The sequence below is a fragment of the Pantoea sp. CTOTU49201 genome (genome assembly GCF_032054795.1).
GTDB lineage: Bacteria > Pseudomonadota > Gammaproteobacteria > Enterobacterales > Enterobacteriaceae > Pantoea > Pantoea symbiotica.
The window spans coordinates 1-4681 of sequence record NZ_DAMBSA010000370.1 but is presented as its reverse complement, the minus strand read 5'-3'; the positions used below and the strand labels follow the sequence as shown (position 1 = coordinate 4681).

Here is a 4681-nt window from a genome sequence, read left to right as displayed (position 1 = left end):
GGCGACATCGGCAGCCCGGTGATCACACCATTGCCAGCTGAGAAAATGACGCTGCGTCCAGAGGCCGGTAACTATATTGCTAACATCGCAGCCTCCAATACGCTGTTCAACCTGCGCCTGCACGATCGCGGCGGTGAAACACAGTATGTTGATGCCCTTAGCGGCGAGAAAAAAGTCACCAGTCTGTGGATGCGTAATCTGGGCGGCCATCAGCAGGTGCGTGACAGCTCCGGGCAGCTGAAAACCGAAACCAATCGTTACGTCCTGCAAATGGGCGGCGATCTGTTAACCACGGACAATCTGCACCTTGGCGCTATGGCGGGATATGGCAACGCGCGCAGCAACACCGATTCGAACGTGACCGGTTATCGTTCTCAGGGCCACACCACCGGTTATAACCTTGGCGTTTATGGCACCTGGTATCAGCAGCCTGAGCAGCAAACCGGTGCTTATGTGGATAGCTGGTTGCAATACAGCTGGTTTAACAACAGCGTCAATGGCGACCATTTAAGCGCCGAACGCTATCAGTCACGTGGTTTCACCGCCTCGCTGGAAAGCGGTTATAGCTGGAAACTGGGTCAGGACAGTTTTAACAACAGCTACTTCATTGAGCCCAATGCGCAGTTTATCTGGATGGGCGTGAAAGCTGATGATGTGACTGAAGCCAACGGTACGCGCGTCACTAGTCAGGGCGATGGCAACGTGCAGTCACGTTTAGGTGTCCGCACATCAATGAAAACAGCGGGCGAAAACGGTCAGACGGTGTTTAAACCTTATCTGGAAGCCAACTGGATCAGTAACAGCAAGACCTTTGCCACCACGCTGGACGGCGTGAAAGTAGGCGCGCAGGGCGAGAAGAATATTGCTGAGGTGCGTGTCGGTGTTGATAGCCAACTGCGCTCCAATCTCAATTTGTGGGGCAGTGTTGGTCAGCAGGCAGGTAATAATCACTATCGTGATACCAGCGCGGCGATTGGTGTCAAATTGAGCTTCTAATCGCAATAATGCTCAGTAACGTACCGGGTGAATTTCACCCGGTTTTTTCTCTGACAGCATTAGTTGTGAAAACCAGGTTAATCTTAACGGTAACAGATGCGGTTAATGTTTGATTGCAAAGGGGCTAATGATGGCCGTACAGGATAGGATGGGCTTGTCGGGAACCAGCAAAATAGTGACCGCGCTCATTGTCGACGATCATCCGGTGGTACGCACAGCGGTGGAAATGTTACTCACGCGAGAGAACATTGAGGTGGTTGGCAAAGTTGCAGATGGCGCTGAAGCACTGCAGATGATGCGAAATTTACAGCCGGATCTGGTGATTCTGGATATTGCTATTCCAACCATCAATGGACTTGAAGTGATTACCCGTGCTCGTGCTGCCAATATGGCAGTTAAAATTCTGGTGTTTACTTCTCAAAGTGCCGCTTCGTTTGCTGGCCGCTGCCGTCGTGCTGGCGCTTCGGGTTTTGTGGAAAAAACGGAAACCTTAGAAGACTTACTGGATGCCATTCGCGCTGTGCGAGCGGGCTACACCTTTTTCCCGGCCGAAGATTTCCTGCAGGTTGAGACGGCGCAGGCTTCATCGCATACGGAGAGTGAAAAACTCGCCACGCTTACCGATCGCGAAATGATGGTGCTGATCTACCTCGCCAAAGGCTATAGCAATATCGAAATCGCCAATGAACTGACATTGAGCAATAAAACCATCAGTACCTACAAAACCCGATTGCTGACGAAACTCGGAGTCAAAACACTGGTAGATCTGATTGTTATCGCCAACCGCAATAATCTGGTGGGCTGATCACGCGTTATGGCTAACTCCCTGAAAAAAATCGGTCTGGCTTTGCTGCTGTTTACTTCATGCTATGTGCTGAATGAAGCGATGGTCTCCGCCGCCGAGCAGGTATTAAACCTCAAACTGCTGAGCCGTTCTCCCCAGCTCAATCATCTTCCGTCACAAGGTTTTAATGCAGAACAGCAGCAGTGGCTGGCGACCAAACCGCAACTCACCGTTGGCATTGCCAGACCTTCATATCCACCTTTTACCATTATCAACAATCATGCGGAGCTGGAAGGGATCACGGCAGACTATGTGGGACTTCTGGCGGCCATCATCAATAAACCGGTAAAAATCCGTCTATTTTCCAGTCAAAAAGCGGCGGAAGAAGCCCTGAACGCTGGCACGGTGGATTTGCTGGGTTCCGTCACCCAATTTGATAATGATGGCAACAAGGTCGTGCGCACTGAACCTTACGCAAGCGAACAGGCGATTCTTGCGATGCGCAGCAATAACAGCCGCACGCTAAGCAGTGATTTGGCAGGCGAACATATCGCGATGGCCAGCGGTTATCTGCCTTTGGAATGGGTTCAGCGACAATATCCGCTGGCCAGTATTCAAACCTATCCTAGCTATCAGCAAGCCATTGGCGCGGTGGCGTTTGGAGATGCCGACGTATTCCTTGGCGATCTTTATCCGATCAGCCGAAATTTTATTAATAATATTCGCGTGGTTAACTTCGCCGATTTCCCGGCCAAAGATCTCGCGTTTGGCGTGCGATCGACTCATCCGCTTTTGCAGCAAATCGTTAATATTGCGCTGCAGGAGATTAACAATGAAGAGCGATTAAATATCCTGCAGCGATGGCATGTAGGCCGCAGCGCTAGTGTATTAAATCAGCAGATATTCCAACTGAGTGATGCAGAAAAACAGTGGATAAAACAACACAACAAAGTGCGTGTCGTCGCCATTGATGGTTTCGCGCCGCTGACCTTCACCGATGACGAGGGTAATTATCGCGGCATCACCGTCGATATGCTGGCGCAAATTCGTCTGCGCACCGGACTCGATTTCGAAATGGTGAGCGCGCGTGATGTCAGCGAAATGCAGACCATGTTGAAAAATAATCAGGCCGATATGATTGGTGCATTAACGCCAAGCACAACTCGCAAAAATGACCTGATGTTCAGTCGCGCCTATTTTACCAGCGCTTTCGTGATGGTGGTGCGTCAGCAGCCCAATGCCGCGCGCAACCTGAATGAGCTCAATGGTAAAAAGCTGGCAGTAATCAATGGCACCGGCATGGCGACCTATATTCGCAGTCGCTATCCGTTGGTGAAACTGGTTGATGCCGCCAGCGCCAGTGATGCGCTGGCGATGTTGAATCGTGGCGATGTCGATGCCGCAGCCAATACGCTTGCCAACTCCGAATATCAAATCGCGCGTTATTATCGTAATCGCATGCGCATTAGCGCCACGCTGAATGAATCGCCGGCGTTTCTCTCGTTTGCCGTGCCGCCGCAATCACCAGAACTGCTGAGCATTATCGATAAAGTAATGCTCAGCATTCCGCCAGATGAAATGGATGTCATCGGCAATCTGTGGCGTCCAAATAACATGGTGTCGTCCGATAATTTCTGGCGCGAGAATCGCATCTTTATTTACAGCGCTGCAGCATTCGCCACGGCGCTGATCTTAGTGTCATTGCTTTGGGCTATTTGGCTGCGCCGGCAGATTCGGATCAAAATACGCGTGCAGCGCGAGTTGAACGATCAGCTGGAATTCATGAACGACATGATTAACGGCACGCCGAATGCGACCTATATCCGCGATGCCAGCGGCACATTAACCCAATGTAATGAAAGTTATCTGCAATTTCTCAATGCCACACGCGAACAGGTGATTAATCAGTCGCTGTTTAAACGCGATGTCTTTCACGATAAGCAGCAGAACACCCAATATATTCAGGACTTTTATCAGGTGCTGAGCAGCGGCACGCCCATCTTTAAAGATCGTACCTTTGTGCATGCTTCCGGTGCGGAGAAAACGATTTTTCACTGGCTGCTGCCTTACCGCGATGCCAGCGGCAATGTGAAGGGCGTTATTGGCGGCTGGCTGGATGTCAGTGAGCGGCGCGTATTACTTGAAGCGCTGAACGAGGCCAAAGAGCAAGCCGAGGACGCTAACCGCGCCAAAACGCAGTTCCTCTCAACCATGAGCCATGAGATTCGCACGCCGCTCAATGCGGTAATCGGCATGCTGGAAATGGCGCGGAAATCAGCAGATAAAAATCGGGTGGATCATCAGGCGTTAGACGTCGCTTTTAGTTCGGCGAATGAGCTGGTGGAGCTGCTCGGCGATATTCTCGACATCGCGCGCATTGAAGCCGGCAAATTGACGCTGCAGCCAGAGCGCTGCAACGTGCAGGCACTTTGTCAGTCGGTGGTGCGCGTGTTTTCCGGTATGGCGGCGCAGAAAAACCTCGATCTGCATCTGTCCGTTGATCCGCAAACCGGGCCCGCGCTGTGGCTCGATCCGCTGCGTTTTAAGCAGATCCTCTCCAATCTGATTGGCAACGCGATCAAGTTCACCGCCAGCGGCAGCGTGAGTGTGGATGTCAGGCTTACGCACCATGATCGTTGGCAAATTACCGCCACCGTGCGCGACACAGGAAAAGGCATTTCTCTAGCCGATCAGCAAAAACTGTTTACGCCGTTTAGTCAGGTGGGACAAAACGGTGAGCAGGTAAAACGTGGCACCGGTTTGGGTTTGACCATCTGTAAAACACTCTGTGAAAAGATGGATGGCGATATTCAGCTGCACAGCGAACTGGGTAAAGGCAGCGAAATTGTGGTGCGCGTGATGGCGGATGCGCTTCCGGATGACATCGCTGAGGCTACGCCG

Annotated in this window: 3 protein-coding genes; all 3 read left to right on the top strand. The window is 51.6% G+C overall.

Annotated elements, in window-relative coordinates; translation table 11 throughout:
• The coding region (locus RTY00_RS20180; RefSeq protein ID WP_312665814.1) for an autotransporter outer membrane beta-barrel domain-containing protein at positions 1-996 on the top strand (996 nt) is incomplete at its 5' end.
• Between the two features lie 130 nt (positions 997-1126).
• Positions 1127-1801 carry a response regulator transcription factor gene (locus tag RTY00_RS20175; RefSeq protein ID WP_312665812.1) on the top strand — a complete coding sequence of 225 codons (675 nt, stop codon included), beginning with the start codon at positions 1127-1129 and terminating at the stop codon, positions 1799-1801.
• A gap of 9 nt (positions 1802-1810) precedes the next feature.
• Positions 1811-4681: transporter substrate-binding domain-containing protein (locus RTY00_RS20170; RefSeq protein WP_312665810.1), on the top strand; the 2871-nt coding region annotated here is incomplete at its 3' end.